Below are 21,251 nucleotides of genomic sequence, written 5' to 3'. Positions count from 1 at the left end.
TTATATTTCAGCCTTTTTGTTTTTATATCTGACACGTTTGGGAAGGTTTTCACTTGCAAGGATTTTCCCGACTTCATCCTTGTCAGGATTTGCAAGCTCATACATATTATCAACCAATCCCAGAACAAATAAAACTTTTGCATAGATTCCTATAGAAACGGTGGGGCTACCTTTTTCAACATTAGAAAGCGTATCTGTTTTTATACCTGCTCTCTCTGCAACAAGCTTCATTGTTAGCCTGCGTTTTATGCGTGCTTCTTTTATATTAGTGCCCAAAGTAGTTAATGTTTTTTGTACAGGAATTGGAATAATAGTTGTTTTTTTCATGTAAAACCCTTTATGCAGGTAATTATATTAATTAATATACATTATAATGGGTTTTATTTCAATATAAAATGATTGTGTAACTTTGTTAAGAATATTTAGTTTTGTATCTAAATATATCTGACTGTAACAAGCTAAAAATTCAATAAATACGAGTTTTTATGTCATTCCAAAAAAGTTTCTTCAAGCAACTTAACATTTATGACTTCGTAAAGCGGCTTTATTCTCAACCAAACTTCCTCCTTGAGCTAAAAATTTTCATGCATGTATTTAACACCTAAAATGAGAATTATCAGTTTGGAAAGTTATGAAAAATAAATTATGTTTTTCCCTTATAAACACAGAAAAACATAATTCTTAAACCATTAGAAACATTTCCCCTTGCTTCCCCAACCTTCCTACTTCGAAGTTTTTCAGCAGAAATTAACTCCGATAAACAAGAAAACTTGAAAAATCCTGTAATCCCAAACATGGTAAAGGTTTTCGGCATTGATAAAACCTAGCTTTCAATCCGTGTGAAAAAATCACTCCGACTGAAAGTATAATATTTGTAATCCTGTATTTATAGACACTAAGCAGATTGTAGCGATTTTAGCAAATTTTTTCTCAATGCACCAGGGGCGGTTTTTTCTGATTTTCAGAAATAGCTCGCTTTTTTTGCGAATTTTCTTCAATTTTTACATGGAATAGCGGTAAATGTTTACCGTTATTTACCACCCCCTATAGCCTTATTTGGTAGGGGTTGCAGGCAGTTTTAAAAATCAATGTTGGTAAAACTTCAAAAAAAGCGGTAATAAACTGGTATATACTGGTAAGTGTTGGTAAATTTTGGTAAGTATTATCAAACCCCAGAAATTGCCTAAAAGCCACGCTGTACTTGATTTATTTTTCACTTCCCCCTTTTTTATTTACCGAATAAAACTATAAATTGATACCGAATAAAACTATAGATATACAAATACACTGATAATGTACATTTATACTTCTATATTTGTTATTCAACTGTTTGATACAAACAAGAATATATGCGGTGGATATTGCGTCATGGGTTCGCCATTGTAAAACTGTATCTATTTTTTATTTTAGCTCTTTTTTTATTTTCCTGTAGTTGTTTGTCCTCCTTGCTTTTTAGTTACTTAACTTAGTTTCATCATAACTCTGATCACGACGAAGTCCAGTCAAAAAAGCTAAAAGGTTTACACAGGAACACATTTTAAATACTTATTTTATGGATGTGCGGTTACTGAAATTATTGTTATAAATTTTTTGCCGGGACCATAATGCCAAAAAATTCTATAAGCAGCAGGAGTATTATTTTCTGCATATGCCTCATATATTTTTATTCCGTACTGTTTTGTCAAAGATGTAAATTCGTGAGTATTCAAACTGGGATGTCTCGGGTTAGTTTCAAGGTAGCCTAACGCTTTATTAACTGCTTTAAGTTTTTTCTCAAGACTTTTATCATTTTCAAGGTTTTCCATATCTGCATCTGCCTGATCTGAAAATATTAATTCAAATGCCATTATTCCTCATCTATATATTTTGCAAAGCTGCCTCTTTTTTTTACTTTTCCTGAAGCAGAATCTTCTAATCCTTTTTTAACAGCTTCAAGAGCTTTTTTATTCTTGTACAACCAAGCTTCGTTTGCTGGTATTGCAACTTCAGGGAATAATATTATTTTTCCATCGGATTCTTCAACAACTTGATATCGAACAACATCTTTTGCAAGTCTGCCAAGCTGTATTCTTCCTTTTGAATCTGGTTTTAAATATTTTTCTTGTATAGCCATGATACTTCTCCTTGTAATTATTATCATTATATCAATTTGTGGGTATTATTTCAAGTGGGATAGTTGCATGATTCCCACCTTAGAATTTTATAAGGAAGAAGACTTATAAGTTCATAAAGCAACATAAATCTTAACTTGAAAAAATAGCAGAAAATTTCCCCACTTTGATGGAGGAGTTTGATAATTTTTGGGGCTTTTTCTCATACTGACTGATAAACTTTCTCAAACCACCTGATAATCTATAGTACAACTGTACAATCTTTACTATCACTTAGTTTTATGTTCTATATTACAATGAGGTTATATCGCGAGTTTTATCATCTTTGATAAATTCCTTAAATGTAATTTCATTAATTTCCTATAGTTGCCTATTCTCCTTGTATTTTAGTTATTTAACATAGTTTCATCATAACTCTGGTTTGTTTAAAGTCCAATCTAAAAAGCCGAACGTTTTACATAGAGACATATTTGCGTTTACCTAGAATCAATTTCTTTATTACTCTTTAACTGTTGTGAATGATAAAGCCTTCTGCGAAAGATTTCAAGTCTATTGTTCGAAAATATGTTTGTTCAGCAACATTAAAAAATAAAATTATCTTACACAATTGACAACCGTAGCCTAACAGTTTACAATGTAATTATTATGATTAAAAGTTTTAAACATAAAGGTTTAGAAAAATTATTTCTTGACGATGACGCATCAGGAATTAATTCTGAACACATAGAAAAAGTTCAGAATATTCTTTTAACTATTGATTCGGCATTTGTTATACATGATTTGGCTCTTCCTTCGTATAAATTGCATCCGTTAAAAGGAAATATGAAAGACCTTTGGTCGGTTACAGTCAGAGCAAACTGGCGAATAACTTTTAAATTTGAAAATGGAAACGCTTATATATTAAATTACGAAGACTATCACTAATGGAGGTGATATTATGCAAATGAAAAATCCGCCGCATCCGGGAAAAATATTAAAACAAGAATGTCTCGAGCCTTTAGGCTTATCAATAACCGAGGCAGCTTTGAAGCTGGGAATATCAAGAACTACATTATCAGAAATAGTCAACGGCAAATCAGGTATCAGTTCTTTAATGGCTTTAAAACTTGCGAAGGCATTTAATACTACTCCTGAATTTTGGATTAATATGCAATCTCATTATGATTTAGCTCAGGCAAGAAAAACCGCTAATCTTGATGATGTTCAGGTTATGTACGGATAATTATTTTATTCTTATCAAAACCACACATAAAAACACGAAACTTTACTGTCACTTAGTTTGATAAAATTATCAGGGACTTTGCAAAAAAAATAGAATCAGCCATCATTTTCAGCTGATTTTATTCAAAATTCTCATTCTAAGCGATAAACTTTCTCAAACCATCTGATAATCTATAGCTTTTTCTCAGACTGGGTGATAATGTTTCTCATACCATCTGATAATGTATATTTTGCATTCAACTGTTTAAGACGAACAAGAATATTTGTCTCCGATATTGCGTCACGGGTTCGCCATTGTAAAACAGCATCTATTTTTTTTTGAATGTTTGAATTAAACCATAAGTTACCTCGAATTAGTTTATTTACAACGTTTCAACTGTTATGAATGATAAAGCCTTCTGCGAAGGCTTTCAAGTCTATTGCTCGAAAATATGTTTGTTCAGAAACATTCTGACAACTTGAATTCATGGTTGCAATGTGATACTATTAAGCTAAATTAATAAAGGTTTAAAAATGGAAAAGAGAAAATCTCATTATAATTTAGAAGAAGTAAAATCCTTTATCCTTCAAGGTAATTATCAGATTACAAAAGTTGCTTCTCGTAATGCCGAAAAAGATTTCTCGCTTCTGCCTGATGAAATTATTGAAATCATCGATACACTTGAAAATATTGATTTGTATAAATCGATGACGGTTAATGAAAATAACAAATTATGGCAAGACGTTTATCATAAAGCAATAATAAACAAAGGAACGGCTTACATTAAACTTCAAATATTAGATAATGAATCAGTAATAATTCAATTTAAAAGAAAATAAAGAGGTAATATCATGAAAACTTGTGCAATATGCGGTTCTAATGACATCATCAGACAAGAAAATCAGCAAGAAACAATAGAATTTAAAGTCGGCAATAAGAAAAAGCCTTTAAATTTAACCGGACTGTCTTGGTCTAAATGCCAAAATTGCGGAGAATGCTATTTGAATCCTCAAGATTGTAAAATTGAATCACAAAAAATACTTGAAGCTCTTAAAGAAGATCGACAAAAACGAGGACTTTTAACAGCAGAAGAAATAAAAGGAATAAGGGAATCTCTGGGATATACACAAGATCAGCTGGATAAACTTTTAGGATTAGGATCAAAATCCTTTGCTCGATGGGAAACTTATAAAGTCGATCAGTCTAAAAGTGCTGATTTACTTTTAAGAGCAATTAAAAAAGGCGGCAAAGATTTTTTAATTGAGTTAATCAATGAAAGAAAAATTGCTTAGTTTTTGCAAAACGTGAAGATTTTATCAAAACCACACATAAAAACACAAATCTTCACTATCACTCACTTTGATAAAAGTATCACGAGGTTTGCAAAAAAATAAAGAAATCAGCTATTTTTGAAGCTGATTTCTCGTTCTGACTGATAAAATTTTTCGTAGATTACAGATATTTATGCATGGCAAAAATACTAAGCGATAAATTCTCTTATGCACTCGGATAATTAATACTGAAATTATGTTAATTCCAGCTAAAGCCGTCTTCTTTGAGTCTTTCTATGACTTTATAAAGATCATCATCCTCAGCAACAATAGAAAGCCTGAAGAATCCTTCTCCGTTGTCGCCAAAGCCTGTTCCCGGCACTATTACTACCCCTGAAGTTTCCAGCACTTTCTGGCAAAATTCTTCTGAATCCTTGAATCTTTCAGGAATAGGCAGCCACAAATAAAATGTTGCTTTTGGAATAATCAAACTTTCAATATCCCATCCAAGCTCTTTAAAGCCGTTTACAAGGATTTCCTGCTTTTTCTGGTACATTGCGTTAGCTTTTTTTATGTATTCATCGCCTTCATCAGAAACTAAAATTTTTGCGGATGCTTTTTGAATTGCTTTGAATACACCTGTATCAACAGTTGATTTTAGTTTACCAAGGATTCCGACAGCGTCTTTGTTTCCACATGCCCAGCCAATTCTCCATCCCGTCATGCTGTAAGGCTTGCTCAGGCTGTGGAATTCAATTGCAATATCTTTTGCACCTTCGAATTCAAAAATACTGGCAGGAGGCTCCTGATCATCAAAGTACATATCAGCATAAGCTGCGTCACTTATTAATAAAATATTTCTTTCTCTGCAAAAATCAACAACCTGTTTCAAATATTCTCTTGTTGCAGTGGCCCCAAGCGGATTATTAGGGTAGTTTATTACAAGAGCTTTTACTTTGTCAGGAGAAAATCCTTCATTCTCAAGTTTTTTCATCAATTCTTTAAGATCAGGCATAAAGTTGTTTTCGTATGTTAGAGGAATGGAGTAAGCTTTTCCTCCTATAACCTTGATTTGTTCTTTAAAAGAAGCATATCCCGGGTCTGGAATCAAAATTATATCCTGTTCTTTCTCATTTAAGGTCGGATTTACGAGGCATCTGAAAATATGAGAGAGTCCTTCTTTTGAACCTATTAAAGAAAATATTTCTGTTTTTGGATCTAAATCAACTCCGAATCTTTTTTTCATTCTTTGAGCAACAGCTTCAAGAAAATAAATTTCGCCTTTTGGCACTGAATAGGAATGAATACCTGTTTCATTAAGGCAATTTTTAAGTTCATTTATTACAAATTCTGGCGGAGCCTGTGTAGGCGCTCCAATACTAAGATTTATAGGGGTTCTGTTTTTAGCTTTAAGCTCCGGAGTGAGTCTAATCATCTCCTGTTTTATACGAAACATAATATATGTTTCAAGGGTTTTAACATAGTCAGAATATAGACTTTTAATGTCGATAGCGGCTTGCATACAAAAATCCTCTCAAAAATATTTATTATCACTCACTTAATATGATTTTATATTGAAGTAAAAGTTTTGCAAATTTTGAATCAGAAAAAATTAAATAATTTCTACATTAAACTCATCAGCAATTTCATCTTCTGAAACAACCCTTAATTTTGTAATTTCCTGTTCAAAAAGATGAAATACAGGCAATCTTAATTCAGGCTTGACGATAACAGCGATATTTGAAATATCATATTCGCAAGTTTTTATTTTTTCGCAGATGAATTTTACAAATTCTTTTACATCGTGGTTTTGAATAAAATATTTCTGTTTGTTTTTCTTATCAAGTGATTTTTTTAGCTTTGTATTTTGTTCAACAGTTGGAATTATTCCGTAAATAAAATTATTAGAATCTGCAATATCACTACAAATTTGCCTTGCCATCAAAATTCTCAGATTATCTACAAGCTGATCGTTTGTCTGATTAAAAGAGGTAAAAGACGCTTCAAAAGTCTTTTGTCCTTTTTTTTGCTTTTGTTCTGTAACTGTATTGTCTTCTGCTTTAATCAAGTCATTAAGTTTTTCAAACACAAATACAATATCTTTTATGGAAATTTTTTCTCTTAATAATTTCGCAAAAATATAGCGTAAATCGCCTAGAGTAACTGCTTCTTGTATGAGTTCTTCGGCGAGAAAAAGATTCTCATCTCCAAGAAGGCTTATATAATTGAGAATTTCGCCATAAGATATAATTTCTTCAATATATTTACATACAACAAATTCAAGATGCATACTAATAACTTGAGATATTGTTAAACCTTTATCCCAGTAACTTTTAGTTTTACCTTCTTCTATCCAGAATACTTTTTGACCAGTAATCGGATCAATAGAGTCTATTGCTCCTCTGGGCTTTTTCTCAATATTAGCCTGCCCCGCTGTAAACAGCCTGTATCCGGGATAAGCTATTCCTGAAAGTGCTTTAAATTTTCTTATATTAATTCTGTACTGATTTTCTGTCAATTCATCAGAGCTTATAAATCGTATAGCAGGAATTACATACCCGAGTTTGTCTGTTAAGGTCTGTCTCAGTCGAACACTTTCCAGTATAAGTTCTCCGTTTTTTTCAGTGTCAATTAAATCTACTAATTCCTCACTGACTACTACTGTGAGAATATCCTGATTTATTCGTTCGTACATGTTTACAGGAGAAAGTATTTCAGCAAATTTATTCTTAAGAATATTGCGTTCTGCAAGTTTTTCGGAAATTTCTTTATTGATGCTTTCTCTATCAATATCAATGGAATTTGAATCAAGCATTTGTTTTATTTCATTTACTCTTTCATTTTTTTGCCGCAGTTGTTCCTGAAGAGATTTTGCTTGCTCATAAGGATCGTCTTTATAGTGAAAAAGCTTTTCCATTCTTGACTTAAAGTGTCCTACCTGTGCGATATCATCATCTTCTCCAAAAGAATCAGATGCCTGCCTTGAAAATATACAATTATACTGAAATCCTTCTTCTCCTTCTGCTTCATTCATTGAATATAATTCCCAGCCTTCAACAGACATAGAATTTAACAGTTCTTCAAGCGCTTCAGTATCTTCGCTTGGACAGGCTTTAACAACATATTCAAATCTGGATTCATCAAACATTTTAAATACCTTACAAAAGCTAATTTACGTTTTTATAATTTTATTTTATCCGAATTATGCAGTATTTAAAACCTGTTAAAATTAAATCGAGTGATTTATAATTAATTACATTATTTTACAGAATTACTGTGTAATAACAAAGATAATAGAATAAAAAATGTCGAAAGCTACATCTCTAAACATATGGACGTAAGATTATCAGCCGTAAAAAGCTTAATAAAAATACTTGAACAAAATAAGACTTCTGATGAAGTTATAAATTCTTATGCAAATAAAGTCAGCAGTATTTCAGAATTAATAAACCTGACGGCCGGAGCGGTTAAGTTAAAACTCACTCTGGATTTTTTTATTGAGAAGGTTTCTTCACGACCCTTAAAAAAACTTTCACCTCCTGTTAAAAATATCTTAAGAGCAGCTGTTTATGAATTGGAATTTCTGAAAAGTCCTGATTATGCCGTAATAAACAGTTATGTAGAAATTTCAAAAATTTATGATAAAAATTCATCAAAATTTGTTAATGCTGTTTTGCGCAATTTTTTAAGGAAAAGAGATGAAATTAAGTTTCCTGAACAGGAAGAAAATCCTTGCGAAGCAATTAGTATAAAATTTTCTCATCCGGCATGGCTGGTTGAAAGATGGATAGAAACTTACGGTATCGATGAAACGATTAAAATATGCGAGTTTAATAACAAAATTCCTGTTATTTCAATAAGAATAAACACTTTGCAAACATCAAAATCAGAAGTTATGCAGTTGTTAACGGAAAATAATATTGAATTTGAGGAAAGCCTTGTTTCTAATGAGTGTTTAATACTTAAAAGTCCCGGAAATATTAAAAAAATAGCAGGTTACAAAGAAGGATTCTGGGCTGTGCAGGGAGAATCTTCTTCACTTGTCGCAAAAGTTCTTGACCCACAGCATGGCGAAAGAATTTTGGATCTTTGTGCCGCACCCGGAGGAAAAACTGCGCATATAGCCGCCTTGATTAATAATTCAGGAGAAATTATTGCCGTTGATATAAGCAAAGAAAGACTGAAAAAAATCGAAGAAAACAGCACAAGACTCGGCATAAAATGCGTAAAGACTGTTTTGGCCGATGCTGTAAGTTTTTCAGATTTAAACAAATATGACAAAATTTTAATTGATGCGCCATGTTCCAATACGGGTGTTTTAGTTAAAAGACCCGATGCTCGCTGGAAAAGAACGCCAAAAGACATAAAAAATCTGACAGAAATTCAGCTTAATATTCTTAAAAATGTTTCAGAGCTGCTTAAAGAAGGAGGAAGCCTTGTTTATAGCACTTGCAGTATTGAACAGGAAGAAAACTTGCTTTTAATTGAAGAATTTTTGAAGACTAACAAAGATTTTGCTTTTGAGGATATATCAAAATATATTCGGTTGAAAGACGAAGGACTCAACAATGAAGGCTATATTCAAATCCTGCAATCAAGGCATAATATTGACGGTTTTTTCATAGCGAAATTAAAAAAACTTTAAGAGTCTATCTCGTTATTTTGAATACTGAAGGAATTGTTTTGTAAGGTAATACCCGATAAACACAAGGAAAATTCCTGCAATATTGCTGATTAAGACATTTGCCGCGACTAATTTAATTTCTCCTGCGCGCAGCATGTTGAAATTTTCGAGGGCAAAACTGGAAAATGTTGTAAAACCTCCCAGCAATCCTGTGATAAGAAAAAGTTTAAGATTTTTAGGCTCGTCAAAAGTATCTAAAATTGCCCATATAACTCCTATAACAAAACATCCTGTAAGGTTTGCAAAAATAGTTCCCCAGGGGAAATGAATGTCAAAAAATTTATAAGTCAGCGTGATAACTCCAAATCTTAATACTGATCCTAAAGCCCCGCCTAATGCAATTAATAAAAGTCCAATCATTTTGTTTTGTCCATTAATGTGTCTCTTAATCGTCCGTTATGTTTTTTTAGAATTTTTTCAGTTTCATTATACGATAAATTTAGCAATGACATTACTATAGCAGGTTTTACCCGATAATTTGATTTTTCAAGAAGATCTTGAGCTTCCTGATAGGTTATATCTGCAATCTCAGAAACAATCCTTGCAGCTCTGTCTTTTAATTTACTGTTTGTTGGCTGGACATCCACCATGAAATTCTCATAAGTCTTGCCTATTTTAATCATGGATGCAGTAGAAAGCATGTTCAATATCATTTTTTGCGCTGTGCCGGATTTCATTCTTGTTGAACCGGTTATAACTTCTTCTCCAACTTCCGGACAGATAAATACATCCGACAGCTTTTTAATTTTTGCTTCTTTATTGCATGCTATTGCAATGGTTTTTATGTTTAAATCTCTTGCTTTGCTTAAAACTCCCAGCACATAAGGTGCATTACCGCTTGCAGAAATTCCTGCAACAACATCATTTGATTTTGCACAAGAATTTAGTAAATCTGAAACACCTGAATCAAAAGAATCTTCAGCGCCTTCAACTGCTGTTCTTAAAGCTTTGTCGCCTCCTGCAATGTAGCCTCTGACCATTTCAGGGCTTACGCCGAATGTCGGAGGGCATTCGGAAGCATCAAGAACACCCAGTCTTCCGCTTGTACCCGCGCCAAAATATAAAAGATTTCCGCCCTGCAAAAAAGCTTCTGAAATCATATCAACAGCTTGTTCAATTTTGTCATGTTCTTTTTTTATAGACTCTGCAACTTTAAAATCTTCTTTGTTAATAATATTAATAATTTCTTTCGTAGAAACAATGTCTATATTTATTGAAGCAGGGTTTCTTTTTTCCGTATTTATAATCTTTTGCATAAATCCATCACTAATTTTTTTAAAAGTTATTAAATTATATTTTAAAGTAAATATTTATTGCTTTAAAATTTTTGTTATAAAAAATTATTAATTTTTGTAAATAGTTATTAAGTCTCTTTCTTCTTCTGTCAAATGCCCTCTTTTTACTTCTGTCATTTACTTTGCTCCTTTCGTTATTTAACGATTGTAACAAAGTGTTGCGATTTCAATGCGAAACTGTCAATTTTCTTTTTCACGAACGTTAAATAAATAGTGATAAATTTAATATAAAAAATTAAAAGTATAAGGAGCAATTTATGAACGTAAATTCAGTCAAATCAATCCCTACACAACAAAATTTTGCTCAAACTAAATATTCTAAAAAAGAAGTAGGATTTGGCACAACTATTAAATTGTCAAAAAATATCAAATTGCTTCTTGAAAAAAAACCGAAAACTACAAATGCAATCAATAAAATCATAGAAGCTGCAAAAAATGACGGAAAAAAATTGTTCTTGAAATACACAAAGACTTTATAGGCTATTACGGAAGTATAAAAAGAAACTCTGAGGAACTTATAATTATACCTAAAGTTAACAGGATTTTTAGTAATACGGCAAATAAGATAGAAAGCATTTACCAAAATACCTTGAAAAAAACTAAATTATAAAAATTATTCAAGGATTTAAAAATCAAAAAAGAAAGGGAACAGCAAATGAGCATCACCACACCTAATTATTCAAAGAAAGTAGGCTTTGGATCAGAGGTATATTTAAGCAAAGCAGTTCAAAAGCTCTATAAAACTACAGCTGCCGCTAGAGTGATTGAAGAACAGATAGAAGGCCTAAGATCAAACGGATTTTTAAACATAATTAATGTAACTTTAGGTAAAGTGCGTGGAAACCCTTCCATTAAAGCAACTACAAAAGTTCAGAGTTTAAATGGAAAGCAAAAAGTCGTTTTTGATTATCTAGCTATTAATGAGAATAATAGTACTAATCTAAATTTAATAAAATCATTATTTTCCTGTATCAATAATAAAATGAAAATAGAAAAAGAAAGATTGGATGCAAAAGATATTTTGAACAAATTTTCAAAACCTAAAAATTAGCTCCAAGTGCTTTATAAAGGCTGAAATTGTTTATAATATATTCGGTTTTTGATTGAAGCTGATCTTTTTGTATAGAAATCAGTTTTTCTTTCGGATCAAGTGTATCCAAATAAGAAATAGCACCTGCTTCATATCTGGCATCTGTAAGCTTTATATTATCTTTTTCAAGATTTAACTTTTTGAGGTAGTCTTCATTTTTTTGTTTGCTTGTTTTTACTTTTAACAAAGCATCATTAACTTCTTTTAATGAAACAATGATTGAGTTTTGATAATTTTCAAGCATTTGATCATACAAATATTTTTTGGATTTCAGCATTGCTTTTTTTTGTCCGCCTGAAAATACTGACTCAAGGATATTGCCGCCAAATCCGTATGTAAAACTGTTGCTGTCAAAAACTTTGCTGAAAGTTTTTGAATTAAATCCTGCCTGACCTGTAAGAGTTATATCAGGCAAATATTCTTTACGTGCAATAGTTACATCGATTTTTGCCTTCTGAAGCTGTGCTTCAGCCTTTAAAATATCAGGTCTTTTAAGAATTTTATCGGATTTTACTTTGTCTGTAAGGTTAGAAAAAGAGTCTATATTGTTAATATTGCCAAATTTCATCTCTGCAATATTGTCAGGACTGTCGCCTGTGAGAACTGCCAGAGCCGTTTTTAAAATACCAAGATTTTTTTCATATTCGTTAAGTGCGACCTTTGCATCAGTAAGAGCTTTTTCGCCTGCAATGACATCATCATAGGTAGTAACGCCTGCATCTAATCTTGTCTGAATTAATTTTAGCTTTTCGCTTTTAAGTTCCACAATTTGTTTTTGAAGGCTTATATCACTATTTGTAGTTAATATATTTAAATAAACCGATGCCACTTCTGACACAATAGAAATCAATGCAGCTTTTTCATCATAACCTATAGCTTCAAGCTGTTTTTTTTGAGAAAGAGTTTTGTCCCTGTTTTTTCTCCAAATATCCAGTTCATAAGAAGCACTTAACGGGAAAGTGTAATTTTGTATAGTTCCTGAAAATAACGGAATATAATTTTTTGAATACCCTTGTACTGTCGAATTTGAGCCTATACTCAATGATGGAAGTTCATGCCCGAAAGCAATATTTACAATTTGTTGATACTCAGAAACCCTCAATCCTGCTATTTTTATATCATGGTTTGCCTGTAAAGCTTTAGAAATATAACCTGACAAAACAGGATCGCTAAATTTTCCCCACCAGTCAATATTTACAACTTCTGTTCTGTAATCGCTTACTGAACCATTGATTTTAGCGGATTGTTCTTTGCTTTTAGAGTTATCTTTTTCCTGCGAAACAGGAGCTGATTTATCCGACTTAGAAGGTTGTTTTTCATTTGGCTTAGCAACGCTAAAAGCCGGAGTATTCAATAATAATAAAGCTATACTTAAAATTAAAATTTTACTTTTCATCTTTAAACCTTTTTGATTTTATGTGAAGTCAAGTTTTTGTTATCATTCATACAGTTGTTATATTTACTAATTATCACAATAAAATCAAAATTACGCAAGAATATTATAATTTTTTAAAATTAAACTGTTTTAAAGCACTATAATGTAATTTAACGAATATCAAGAACTTTTAACCCGTTGATTGTTGCAATATTTACAAGTTCATCAATATCGTAATAACGGCAGCTTTCAAGAAGAAATCTTAATTCTGTCCACATATTTCCGCTTGTAAAAGGCTTTAGCAAGTCGGCTATGTTGTCTGTTCCTATTGCAACATTGATTCCGGCAGGAATCATTTCTTCTACGGGGGCTATTGAATTATGAATCGGTGCTAGTTCTTCTGAGCGTTTTGAATCAATCCATGCTGTAGGGCAGGTTATCACGTTTAATTGCGCTTCCGTCATTTTTTTGTATAATTCTTGCCTGTAGTCTGCTTTATGCGCACCTACCGAAATACAATGAATAGCAGAAACTCTTCCGTGCATTTTATGCTCAATAGTTTTGTCTGCAAGTTGCTCGGTTTCTTTTTCGCCTGCCGTATTAAACTGATCTACGTGAACATGTACAGGTTTATTAAGCTTTTTTGCAGTTTCCATAAGAATATCTAGGTGTTCATCTTCGTGTCCGGCATCTTTAGCAGGAAGTCCGCCAATAATATCAACAAATTCAGCCCCAAGATTAAACCATTTTCTTGCCTGAGGGTCGATTACACCTTTTAATGTCTGATTAATGAATTTTATTTTGATATCAGAGCCTATGTTGTCTCTCAACATTTGCGCTGCCTGAATTGATTTGTCGCCTATAACTTCATCGACATCTATAAATGTTCCTATTGCCTGTACGTTCTGGTTAATCATTTTTTCTACGGTGTAAGACATTCTGTCGTATATTTGATTGACCGTTGAACTTCTTTTAATTGAGTCCACAAGAAACCATTTTTCTTTCAAAGTAGCGTTAGCCAGGGACAATGTTTCGGGTGTAATAGTGAATGCTCTGTCTAAATGGGAATGAGCGTTTACAAATCCGCCTTTTTCGTTAATTTTAGATATAATTAATTCTTTTAAAATATTCTGGGTGCTGCTGATTTCTTTAATACATGACAAATTGCTTTCTCTTTTTGAAAAATTTATGTTTTTGGTTGTTATAGTTTTTTGCACCGCCATTATTGCCTCCTTGTTAATATTTACATTGCATTATTGAAAACAAAACATAAAAAAAGAGAAGAATATAAATTCTTCTCTTTTGAAATATTAAAAATAATTGAATTATTGGAATTAATAGAAAACTTATCTGACTTAAATAAAAAATTAATTGAATGAACAAATTGTCTTCGGGTTCGTATAGACTTAAAGTTTTTTCCCATCAATCGCATTAATTAATCCTTTTACTGTAAGACAAATTTTCATAACATTACACTTTTATTTTAACATTGTCAAGTTGGAATTTCTTTAAAAAAATAATTTATTTACAGATTAATTTATTGTATACAGGCACTTGTAACAATTCTTATCTCAATTATTGTTTATACGTTTTTTTAATCATAAAATTATCTAAGATAAAAAATATTTAAGGGGGTAAGAGATTGCTTATGGGAAAATCATATCAAGAAACTAAAACATATAGAATTTCTGAATTAAACAGTATAATCGGCGGTATTCTTAATCAAGTCGGTGAAGATACTGAAATAAAACGTCTTTCGCCTCCAAAATCAGCAGATGAAAGTACTCTTGCACTAGCATTAACAGAAGAAGAGTTAGCTAATCTGGCTTTCACAAAAGCAAAAGCCGCGGTTGTTCCTATTGGAGCAGGAATAGAAAATATTTCTACTATAGAAGTAGAAAAAACAAGACTTGCAATGATGAAATTACTGCACTTGTATGCAATTCCGGTTGATGCACCTGTAGGAATTCATGAAAAAGCAACTATAGATCCTGAAGCACAAATAGGACAAAATGTTTCGATAGGTCCTAATGTTGTAGTCGGCAGAGGAGCTGTAATAGGCGACAATACAAAGCTTGTGGCGAATGTTTATATAGGAAAGTTCGTAGAAGTCGGTAATAATTGCCTGTTTTATCCCGGTGTAAATATTGGGGACTTTGCACAAATCGGCAATAACGTAATAATTCACCACGGAACAAGCATAGCTGCTGATGGATTCAGCTTTGTTACAGAAAAACCAAATAACGTTGAAACCGCAAAACAGCAAGGAAATGTTGAAGGGGATTTTTCACAGCAAACAATTTTCAAAATTCCTTCACTTGGCTCAGTAACAATAAGCGATGATGTTGAAATCGGTGCAAATGTCTGTATAGACAAAGGTACAGTCGAAAACACTTTTGTGGGAAAAGGAACGAAAATAGACAATCTTGCAATGATAGGACACAACTGCAAAATTGGAAGAAATTGTTTGATAGTTTCACAGGTCGGAATTTCCGGCAGTGTTGAAATTGGAGACAGAGTTGTACTTGCTGGACAGGTCGGTATTGCCGATCATGTAAATATTGGAGCAGACTCGATAATTATGGCGCAGTCAGGAGTCAGCAAGAGTTTCCCCGAAAAAAGTATTGTTATTGGCTCACCTGCGATGTACAGAAAAGAATTTGCAAGACAGATGAAAACCATCAGCGATGCAAAGAAATTTATTGAAGAATTTAAAACCCTGAAAAATGAAATAGAAGAATTTAAAAAAGGTCTTTAAAAAAATGACAACGCTAATTAAAGAGATTAATATATCAGGAAAAACATTAATGGCAGGCAAAGAAAGCACTGTAAAGCTTGTTCCCTCAAAAAATACAGGGATAAGATTTTTTGTGCAAGGAGATGAAAACCCAATAATAGCCAGCCCTTTTAATGTTGTTTCTTCCGAAAACTGCATAGTTCTATCAAATAATATATCCAAAATAATGCTGGTAGAACATTTTATGGCAGCATGCGCTTTTGCAGGTATTGATTCACTGGATGTGCATGTTTCCTTCTCAGAAATGCCGATTCTTGACGGAAGTTCATTAAAATGGTTCGAGCTTTTCCAGAAAGCCGGAATTAAAGATACATTTATGGACGATTTAATATCACTGAAAGAACCTGTTTTTTATTCTGAAAATGATACATCACTTGTTGCTATACCCGCGGAAAAATTCAAAATTACCTACTGTATTAATTTTGACCATCCTGATTTAAAAAACAGATGGGTTAGTTTTGATCTTAAACAAAATAAATTAAAAATCTTAGAAGCAAGAACATTTGGATATGTTAAAGATTTGGAAAAATTTCAGCATATGGGACTTGCTTTGGGCGTAAGTATTGAAAACACAGTAGGGCTCACTGGCAAGGGCTATACAACCGCATTAAAATCAGAATATGAACCGTTAAAACACAAAATTTTGGATTTAATAGGCGATTTAAACCTGTTACCTTTTAATCCGTTAAACTTAAAAGCACACGTAATCGCTAAAGAATCTGGTCATAAATCACATATCGAACTGGCAAAGAAAATTAGTATATTAATGGAGAAAGTACAATGACAGAAGAATTAAAATCAGAAGAAAAATTAAGTTTTGATATTTTAGGAATTATGAAATTACTTCCTCACAGATACCCGTTTCTTCTCGTGGATAGAATCACTGAATGCGTTCCGGGGAAATATATCAAAGGCTACAAAAACATAACAATGAATGAAGATTTATTCAACGGACATTTTCCAAATAATCCGATTTTCCCGGGAGTTTTGCAAATTGAAGCTTTAGCCCAGATTAGTGCATGTACACTGCTTGTAATGCCGGAATATCAAGGCAAATTAGTCTTATTTGCAGGAATTGACGGAGTAAGATTCAAAAAAGTAGTAAGACCGGGAGATAAACTCGAATTTCATGTTGAAGTTACCAAAATCAGAGGTCCTTTCGGAAAAACAAAATGCGTAGCTTCTGTAGATGGCGAAGTTGCCTGTGAAGCAGAACTTATGTGCGCATTGCAATAAATTTTCGCTTATTAGAGCTGAAAAGCCCCTGATTTTAGCATATTAATAACGCTAATTTCTGTTTAATCAATTTTTTATGTTGTCATTCTGAAGGTTTTAACCCGAAGAATCTGTCCAAAAAAGTATTTAAGCTTAAAACCCAAAAGGGACAGATGTTTCGCTTTGCTCAACATGACAATAAAAAAAATACTCTAAAGAAGGCTAATTCTTATTAAATAAACTTTATAAAGATTTTGCAAAGGCATATAGTGTGTATGCTAAAATTTATTTAGGGTTGTATAAATTGACTTGGAGAAGATCGTGACAAAAGATATACATACTACTGTGGTCATAGACAGCAGCGCAATCATTGAAGATAACGTTAAAATTCATCCTTATGCGGTTATCGGACCAAATACCAAAATTTCTTCAGGAACAGAAATTTTTCCTCATGCATATCTTGAACACTGCGAAATCGGAAAAAATTGCAAAATTTCCAGCAGTTCGGTTATCGGAACACCACCTCAGGACTTGTCTTATAAAGGCGAATCTACAAAAGTCATAATAGGTGACGGATGCTTAATAAGAGAGCATGTTACTGTTAACAGGGCTTCCGGAGAAGGAAACATCACACAGGTTGGCAATGAATGCATGCTTATGACAGGAGCTCACGTTGCACATAATTGCAAAGTCGGAAATAATGTTGTTATTGCCAATATTGCTTTGCTTGGCGGGCATGTAACAATAGGTGATTATGCATTTATTGGCGGTTCTACAGTCTTTCACCAGTTTGTCAGAGTGGGAGAAATGGCAATAGTGGGAGGATTTACCGGAACACGTCAAGATTTGCCTCCATATTCAAAAATAGACGGAAGAGTAGGAAGAGTTATCGGAATAAACTCAATAGGATTAAAGCGCAGGGGTGTGACTATAGAAGAACGCTCCGCAATTAAAAAAGCATTTAATTATTTATGGTTTTCAGACTTAAATACCAATCATGCAATCGAAAAAATCAGAGAAGAATTACCTGCCAATAAATATATTGATAATTTAATTGAATTTATGAATACCGGCAAGCGTGGAGTGACCAAACTTGCCGGTAAACCTACTTCTGATAACGATTAATTTTGTTTTAATTTAATGACGGAATTGTACTTCCAACGGAATTGCTTAAACCGCCAAAAGAATATTTCTGCACATCAACATCGTGACTGGTTTGCCTTGCTTTGTTTATGGCTAAAACAAGTTTATCGCCATCGGAGTTTTTGCCAAACCATGTGCTTGAATAAACTGCTAATCCGGCAATTCCGCCTATTATAGCACCTATGGCTGCACCTGGCAGACCTCCGCCGGAAGCAAACGCCAATGCAATTCCTGTAGCAATACCGCCAATCGGTGTTGCTTTTTGCCATGTCGGTTTATAATTTGCGTTTATGTATTCGTTCATGGATTTACCTGGGAATAATTGTTTATAAGCTCTGTCAACACTGGTAACAAACTTATAATAATCTTCTTTGTTTTCAAATTTATCTTTTGATTTAATCAAAAGTTTGTCGGCAGTTTTAAAATCGACTCCTATTCTGAGCAAGCCACCTTTTGCTGTTGATTCAAGAAGACAGGCAGCCATTTCAGGACTTCTTTCTTTAATCGCAATGTCAGATAATAAATTTATATTTTCATTAGCCTCGGGCGCTGTTAAAGACAAGTGAGTGAGCGTATCAACAAGCCTGATCGGATTTTTTAAATTTACAAAAGAAATAGGCTTATTGGGATTCTTAAGTCCGTCTTTCTCACAATTAGTCAAGTACAGAGCAACGCCAATTCCTGACTTTTTAGCTTCTTCCAGATTTTCTGTCACTTCTGAATTATGATGCAATCTCATTCCGAGAATACGATATTCATCCAGAGTTTCCGAAAGAGGTTCAAGATTGTTTTGATCTTCTGCCGTTATACTTTGATTCTCAAAATCATAAACTGTTTGCCGCATCTGCTGCTTATAAGCGTCAAAAACACGTTTATTAAGTGCCATTGGTCCGTAAACACTCATAGCCATGTTATCCATATTCAGATAGGGCGAACTGATTTGATCTGAAGCCAAATCAGATCCGTAGCCAAATAAAGGATTTTCTAGTCTACTATCCGCGTTCATAACTTGACCTGTACCCGTAGGTACATTATGCGCAGACGTGCTTTGAATTTGTGGTAAATTCTTTACAGCTTCAACCATCCCAAAATTCCTTCCGCATTATTATACAATTTTATTCTTCCTGATATATATATAAAAACAATTGCTCATCAAAAATTTCACAAATAGTTAAAAACATTAAGTTTTATTAACATGAATTTTTTAGAGTATAATTAAAGAGCAGTAAATATAACAGAGAAAATCTTAACATGCCGGCAATAGTAAACAGTATAGAAGTAAACAGCATAGCAGAAGAACTTGATATTCGCCAGAAAGACGAAATAATCTCAATAGACGGTTTTGCACCAAAGGATTTACTGGATTACAAATTCCAAATAGCTTCCGAGGCAATAGATTTGCATATAAAAAGGCAATCAGGCGAAGAAGAAATAATAGAAATAGAAAAAGATTTGGATGAAGATTTGGGAATAACTTTCGAGTCGGCAGTTTTTGACAAAGTAATTCCCTGTACAAACAAATGTATGTTTTGCTTTGTTGATCAGCAGCCCTGCGGCCTCAGAGAAAGTTTATATGTCAAAGACGATGACTACAGGCTTTCTTACCTTCAAGGAACATATATTACACTAACAAATCTGAATAAAAAAATTAAAGATCGCATTGAACAATTAAAAATAGGACCTTTGTATGTATCTGTCCACACTACAAACCCTGAATTAAGAACAAAAATGCTCAAAAACCCTAAAGCGGGCAATATTGTAAAAGAATTAAAATGGCTAAACAGTCTTAATATACCTGTACATGCCCAAATTGTACTTTGTCCGGGTATCAATGACGCAGAAGAATTGGATAAAACCCTTTCTGACCTTGCTTTTTTAAAATCAAATATAATGTCTGTAGCAATAGTTCCTGTCGGGATAACCAGATTTCGACCTGTCGGAGAATTAACTTCTTTTAATTCGGCAAAAGCAAAAAATTTAATTTCACAGGTAGAAAAATTTAACAAAAAACTTGGTTATAATCTTGCACTGCCGTCAGATGAATTTTATATACTTGCAGGTTATGACTTTCCGGAATACAAATTCTATAACGGATTTAGCCAGCTTGATGATGGGGTTGGCTCATCCAGATTGTTGATTAATGATTTTAATACTCACAAAACAAAGCTTCCCGCTGCTTTATCTAATTCACTTTCTTTAACAATCGCAACGGGACAAATTGCCTGCAATATAATGCAGCCGATAGTCTCAGAATTAAATAAAATAAAAAATTTAAGCGTGGATTTAATTTCTGTTAAAAGTAATTTTTGGGGGGAAAACATAACTGTTTCGGGACTGATTACGGGAAGCGACATGATTGACAATTTGCTGCCGGTAAAGCATAAAATCAATAATTTATTAATTCCGTCAGTTATGATTAGAAAGTACACTAATCAGTTTCTTGATGATATTACTGTTCAAGATATAGAAAATCAGCTTGAAACCTCTGTACAAGTTATAGAAAACTGCTACAGCACAAAGGAAATTATTGATTTAATCAGTCTTAATACTTAATTTAATATTTTTATTATTTCAAATTCAAAAATGATTTATTGAAAGCCGCTATATGCTGTTGACCGATAGTTCCTGCTTGAGCGATTATAGACTGAAATTCAGATTTAAGACCTGCAATATTTTGTTTTTCAGCATCATTTTTTGCACTTTCTTCCAGCTCGCTTAATTTTGCAGTAATTAAGGCATTGTCACCTTCTTTAGTGTTTGTAGGCGTCAATCCCAATTTTTGCATAAAAGACGCAACTGCTTCAGGAGTTCGAGGTGGTGGTTTATTTTCTCCCTGCTGAGAAACTTTATTATTATCTGTTCCTGTAGATTGAAGTCCCAACGCTTCTAACTGCGATTTTAAGTATAAATTTGCAGAGGTGTTTCGGGTTTTTAAATACGGGTTAAAATTTATCTCCATTACGACAACTCCATATATCTCATATTGATATATATCGGTCGTTATTAACTAAAACTGACAGTTTCGCATTGAAATCGCAACACTTTGTTACAATCGTTAAATAACGAAAG

23 protein-coding genes are annotated in these 21,251 nt (G+C 32.9%); 12 read left to right on the top strand and 11 right to left on the bottom strand.

Annotation, left to right across the window (positions count from 1 at the left end):
- The 3 genes from WCG23_07960 to WCG23_07950 all read right to left on the bottom strand — a co-directional run bounded on the left by WCG23_07960 (position 1) and on the right by WCG23_07950 (position 2,113).
- Complete coding sequence (locus WCG23_07960) at positions 1–327, bottom strand: helix-turn-helix transcriptional regulator (GenBank protein ID MEI8389808.1); 327 nt, start codon at positions 325–327, stop codon at positions 1–3.
- 1,223 nt (positions 328–1,550) lie between these two features.
- Positions 1,551–1,847: a hypothetical protein gene (locus WCG23_07955; GenBank protein MEI8389807.1), complete on the bottom strand. Its 297-nt coding sequence runs from the start codon at positions 1,845–1,847 to the stop codon at positions 1,551–1,553.
- Positions 1,847–2,113: a hypothetical protein gene (locus WCG23_07950; protein ID MEI8389806.1), complete on the bottom strand. Its 267-nt coding sequence runs from the start codon at positions 2,111–2,113 to the stop codon at positions 1,847–1,849. The genes WCG23_07955 and WCG23_07950 overlap by 1 nt, the downstream gene beginning before the upstream one ends.
- Positions 2,114–2,756: 643 nt before the next feature.
- On the opposite strand from WCG23_07950, the gene WCG23_07945 reads away from it, so the two are divergent.
- The 4 genes from WCG23_07945 to WCG23_07930 all read left to right on the top strand — a co-directional run bounded on the left by WCG23_07945 (position 2,757) and on the right by WCG23_07930 (position 4,604).
- The gene (locus WCG23_07945) at positions 2,757–3,035 is read left to right on the top strand and encodes a type II toxin-antitoxin system RelE/ParE family toxin (GenBank protein MEI8389805.1); all 279 of its coding nucleotides are present in this window, start codon (positions 2,757–2,759) and stop codon (positions 3,033–3,035) included.
- Positions 3,036–3,048: 13 nt separating this feature from the next.
- Positions 3,049–3,333: a HigA family addiction module antitoxin gene (locus WCG23_07940; GenBank protein ID MEI8389804.1), complete on the top strand. Its 285-nt coding sequence runs from the start codon at positions 3,049–3,051 to the stop codon at positions 3,331–3,333.
- A gap of 512 nt (positions 3,334–3,845) precedes the next feature.
- Positions 3,846–4,151, top strand: a complete 306-nt coding sequence (locus WCG23_07935) for a type II toxin-antitoxin system MqsR family toxin (GenBank protein MEI8389803.1) — start codon at positions 3,846–3,848, stop codon at positions 4,149–4,151.
- A gap of 12 nt (positions 4,152–4,163) precedes the next feature.
- Entirely contained in the window at positions 4,164–4,604 is a 441-nt protein-coding gene (locus WCG23_07930; protein ID MEI8389802.1) for a type II TA system antitoxin MqsA family protein, read from the top strand.
- 238 nt (positions 4,605–4,842) lie between these two features.
- Here the strand turns inward: WCG23_07930 and WCG23_07925 are convergent, their stop codons facing one another.
- Together WCG23_07925 and WCG23_07920 are read right to left on the bottom strand one after the other, a co-directional pair.
- The gene (locus WCG23_07925) at positions 4,843–6,105 is read right to left on the bottom strand and encodes an aminotransferase class I/II-fold pyridoxal phosphate-dependent enzyme (protein MEI8389801.1); all 1,263 of its coding nucleotides are present in this window, start codon (positions 6,103–6,105) and stop codon (positions 4,843–4,845) included.
- A gap of 90 nt (positions 6,106–6,195) precedes the next feature.
- Entirely contained in the window at positions 6,196–7,731 is a 1,536-nt protein-coding gene (locus tag WCG23_07920) for an FHIPEP family type III secretion protein (protein ID MEI8389800.1), read from the bottom strand.
- A gap of 183 nt (positions 7,732–7,914) precedes the next feature.
- Between WCG23_07920 and rsmB the strand changes: the two genes are divergently transcribed.
- Complete coding sequence (gene rsmB, locus WCG23_07915) at positions 7,915–9,228, top strand: 16S rRNA (cytosine(967)-C(5))-methyltransferase RsmB (GenBank protein MEI8389799.1); 1,314 nt, start codon at positions 7,915–7,917, stop codon at positions 9,226–9,228.
- 12 nt (positions 9,229–9,240) lie between these two features.
- Here rsmB and crcB read toward each other — a convergent pair whose 3' ends face one another.
- Positions 9,241–9,627, bottom strand: a complete 387-nt coding sequence (gene crcB / locus WCG23_07910) for a fluoride efflux transporter CrcB (GenBank protein MEI8389798.1) — start codon at positions 9,625–9,627, stop codon at positions 9,241–9,243.
- Entirely contained in the window at positions 9,624–10,523 is a 900-nt protein-coding gene (murQ, locus tag WCG23_07905; protein ID MEI8389797.1) for an N-acetylmuramic acid 6-phosphate etherase, read from the bottom strand. The genes crcB and murQ overlap by 4 nt, the downstream gene beginning before the upstream one ends.
- Before the next feature lie 296 nt (positions 10,524–10,819).
- Between murQ and WCG23_07900 the strand changes: the two genes are divergently transcribed.
- Positions 10,820–11,041, top strand: coding sequence for a hypothetical protein (locus tag WCG23_07900; protein ID MEI8389796.1), 222 nt, complete (start codon positions 10,820–10,822; stop codon positions 11,039–11,041).
- Positions 11,042–11,217: 176 nt separating this feature from the next.
- Positions 11,218–11,613 carry a hypothetical protein gene (locus tag WCG23_07895; GenBank protein ID MEI8389795.1) on the top strand — a complete coding sequence of 132 codons (396 nt, stop codon included), beginning with the start codon at positions 11,218–11,220 and terminating at the stop codon, positions 11,611–11,613.
- On the opposite strand, the gene WCG23_07890 is transcribed toward WCG23_07895, so the two are convergent.
- Entirely contained in the window at positions 11,603–13,048 is a 1,446-nt protein-coding gene (locus WCG23_07890; protein ID MEI8389794.1) for a TolC family protein, read from the bottom strand. The genes WCG23_07895 and WCG23_07890 overlap by 11 nt on opposite strands.
- 149 nt (positions 13,049–13,197) lie before the next feature.
- Entirely contained in the window at positions 13,198–14,250 is a 1,053-nt protein-coding gene (locus WCG23_07885) for an amidohydrolase family protein (protein MEI8389793.1), read from the bottom strand.
- Between the two features lie 425 nt (positions 14,251–14,675).
- Here WCG23_07885 and WCG23_07880 point away from each other — a divergent pair, with 425 nt between their 5' ends.
- The 4 genes from WCG23_07880 (at position 14,676) to lpxA (ending at position 18,164) form a co-directional block, all read left to right on the top strand.
- On the top strand, positions 14,676–15,785 hold the full coding sequence (locus tag WCG23_07880; protein MEI8389792.1) for a UDP-3-O-(3-hydroxymyristoyl)glucosamine N-acyltransferase: 1,110 nt from the start codon (positions 14,676–14,678) through the stop codon (positions 15,783–15,785).
- Positions 15,786–15,789: 4 nt separating this feature from the next.
- The gene (locus tag WCG23_07875) at positions 15,790–16,608 is read left to right on the top strand and encodes a UDP-3-O-acyl-N-acetylglucosamine deacetylase (GenBank protein MEI8389791.1); all 819 of its coding nucleotides are present in this window, start codon (positions 15,790–15,792) and stop codon (positions 16,606–16,608) included.
- Positions 16,605–17,060 (top strand): 3-hydroxyacyl-ACP dehydratase FabZ, encoded by a 456-nt coding sequence (gene fabZ, locus WCG23_07870; protein ID MEI8389790.1) that lies wholly within the window; start codon positions 16,605–16,607, stop codon positions 17,058–17,060. Before WCG23_07875 ends, fabZ begins: the two co-directional genes overlap by 4 nt.
- Before the next feature lie 300 nt (positions 17,061–17,360).
- Positions 17,361–18,164, top strand: coding sequence for an acyl-ACP--UDP-N-acetylglucosamine O-acyltransferase (gene lpxA, locus WCG23_07865; GenBank protein MEI8389789.1), 804 nt, complete (start codon positions 17,361–17,363; stop codon positions 18,162–18,164).
- Positions 18,165–18,171: 7 nt separating this feature from the next.
- Here the strand turns inward: lpxA and WCG23_07860 are convergent, their stop codons facing one another.
- Entirely contained in the window at positions 18,172–19,266 is a 1,095-nt protein-coding gene (locus WCG23_07860) for a hypothetical protein (protein ID MEI8389788.1), read from the bottom strand.
- A gap of 167 nt (positions 19,267–19,433) precedes the next feature.
- Between WCG23_07860 and WCG23_07855 the strand changes: the two genes are divergently transcribed.
- Positions 19,434–20,735: a DUF512 domain-containing protein gene (locus WCG23_07855; protein ID MEI8389787.1), complete on the top strand. Its 1,302-nt coding sequence runs from the start codon at positions 19,434–19,436 to the stop codon at positions 20,733–20,735.
- A gap of 13 nt (positions 20,736–20,748) precedes the next feature.
- Here the strand turns inward: WCG23_07855 and WCG23_07850 are convergent, their stop codons facing one another.
- Entirely contained in the window at positions 20,749–21,141 is a 393-nt protein-coding gene (locus tag WCG23_07850) for a hypothetical protein (GenBank protein ID MEI8389786.1), read from the bottom strand.
- Positions 21,142–21,251: the final 110 nt, after the last annotated feature.

This window comes from bacterium, from assembly GCA_037147175.1.
In the GTDB taxonomy this organism is placed as follows: Bacteria; Cyanobacteriota; Vampirovibrionia; order Gastranaerophilales; family UBA9971; genus UBA9971.
This window is presented reverse-complemented; position numbering and strand designations above follow the sequence as displayed.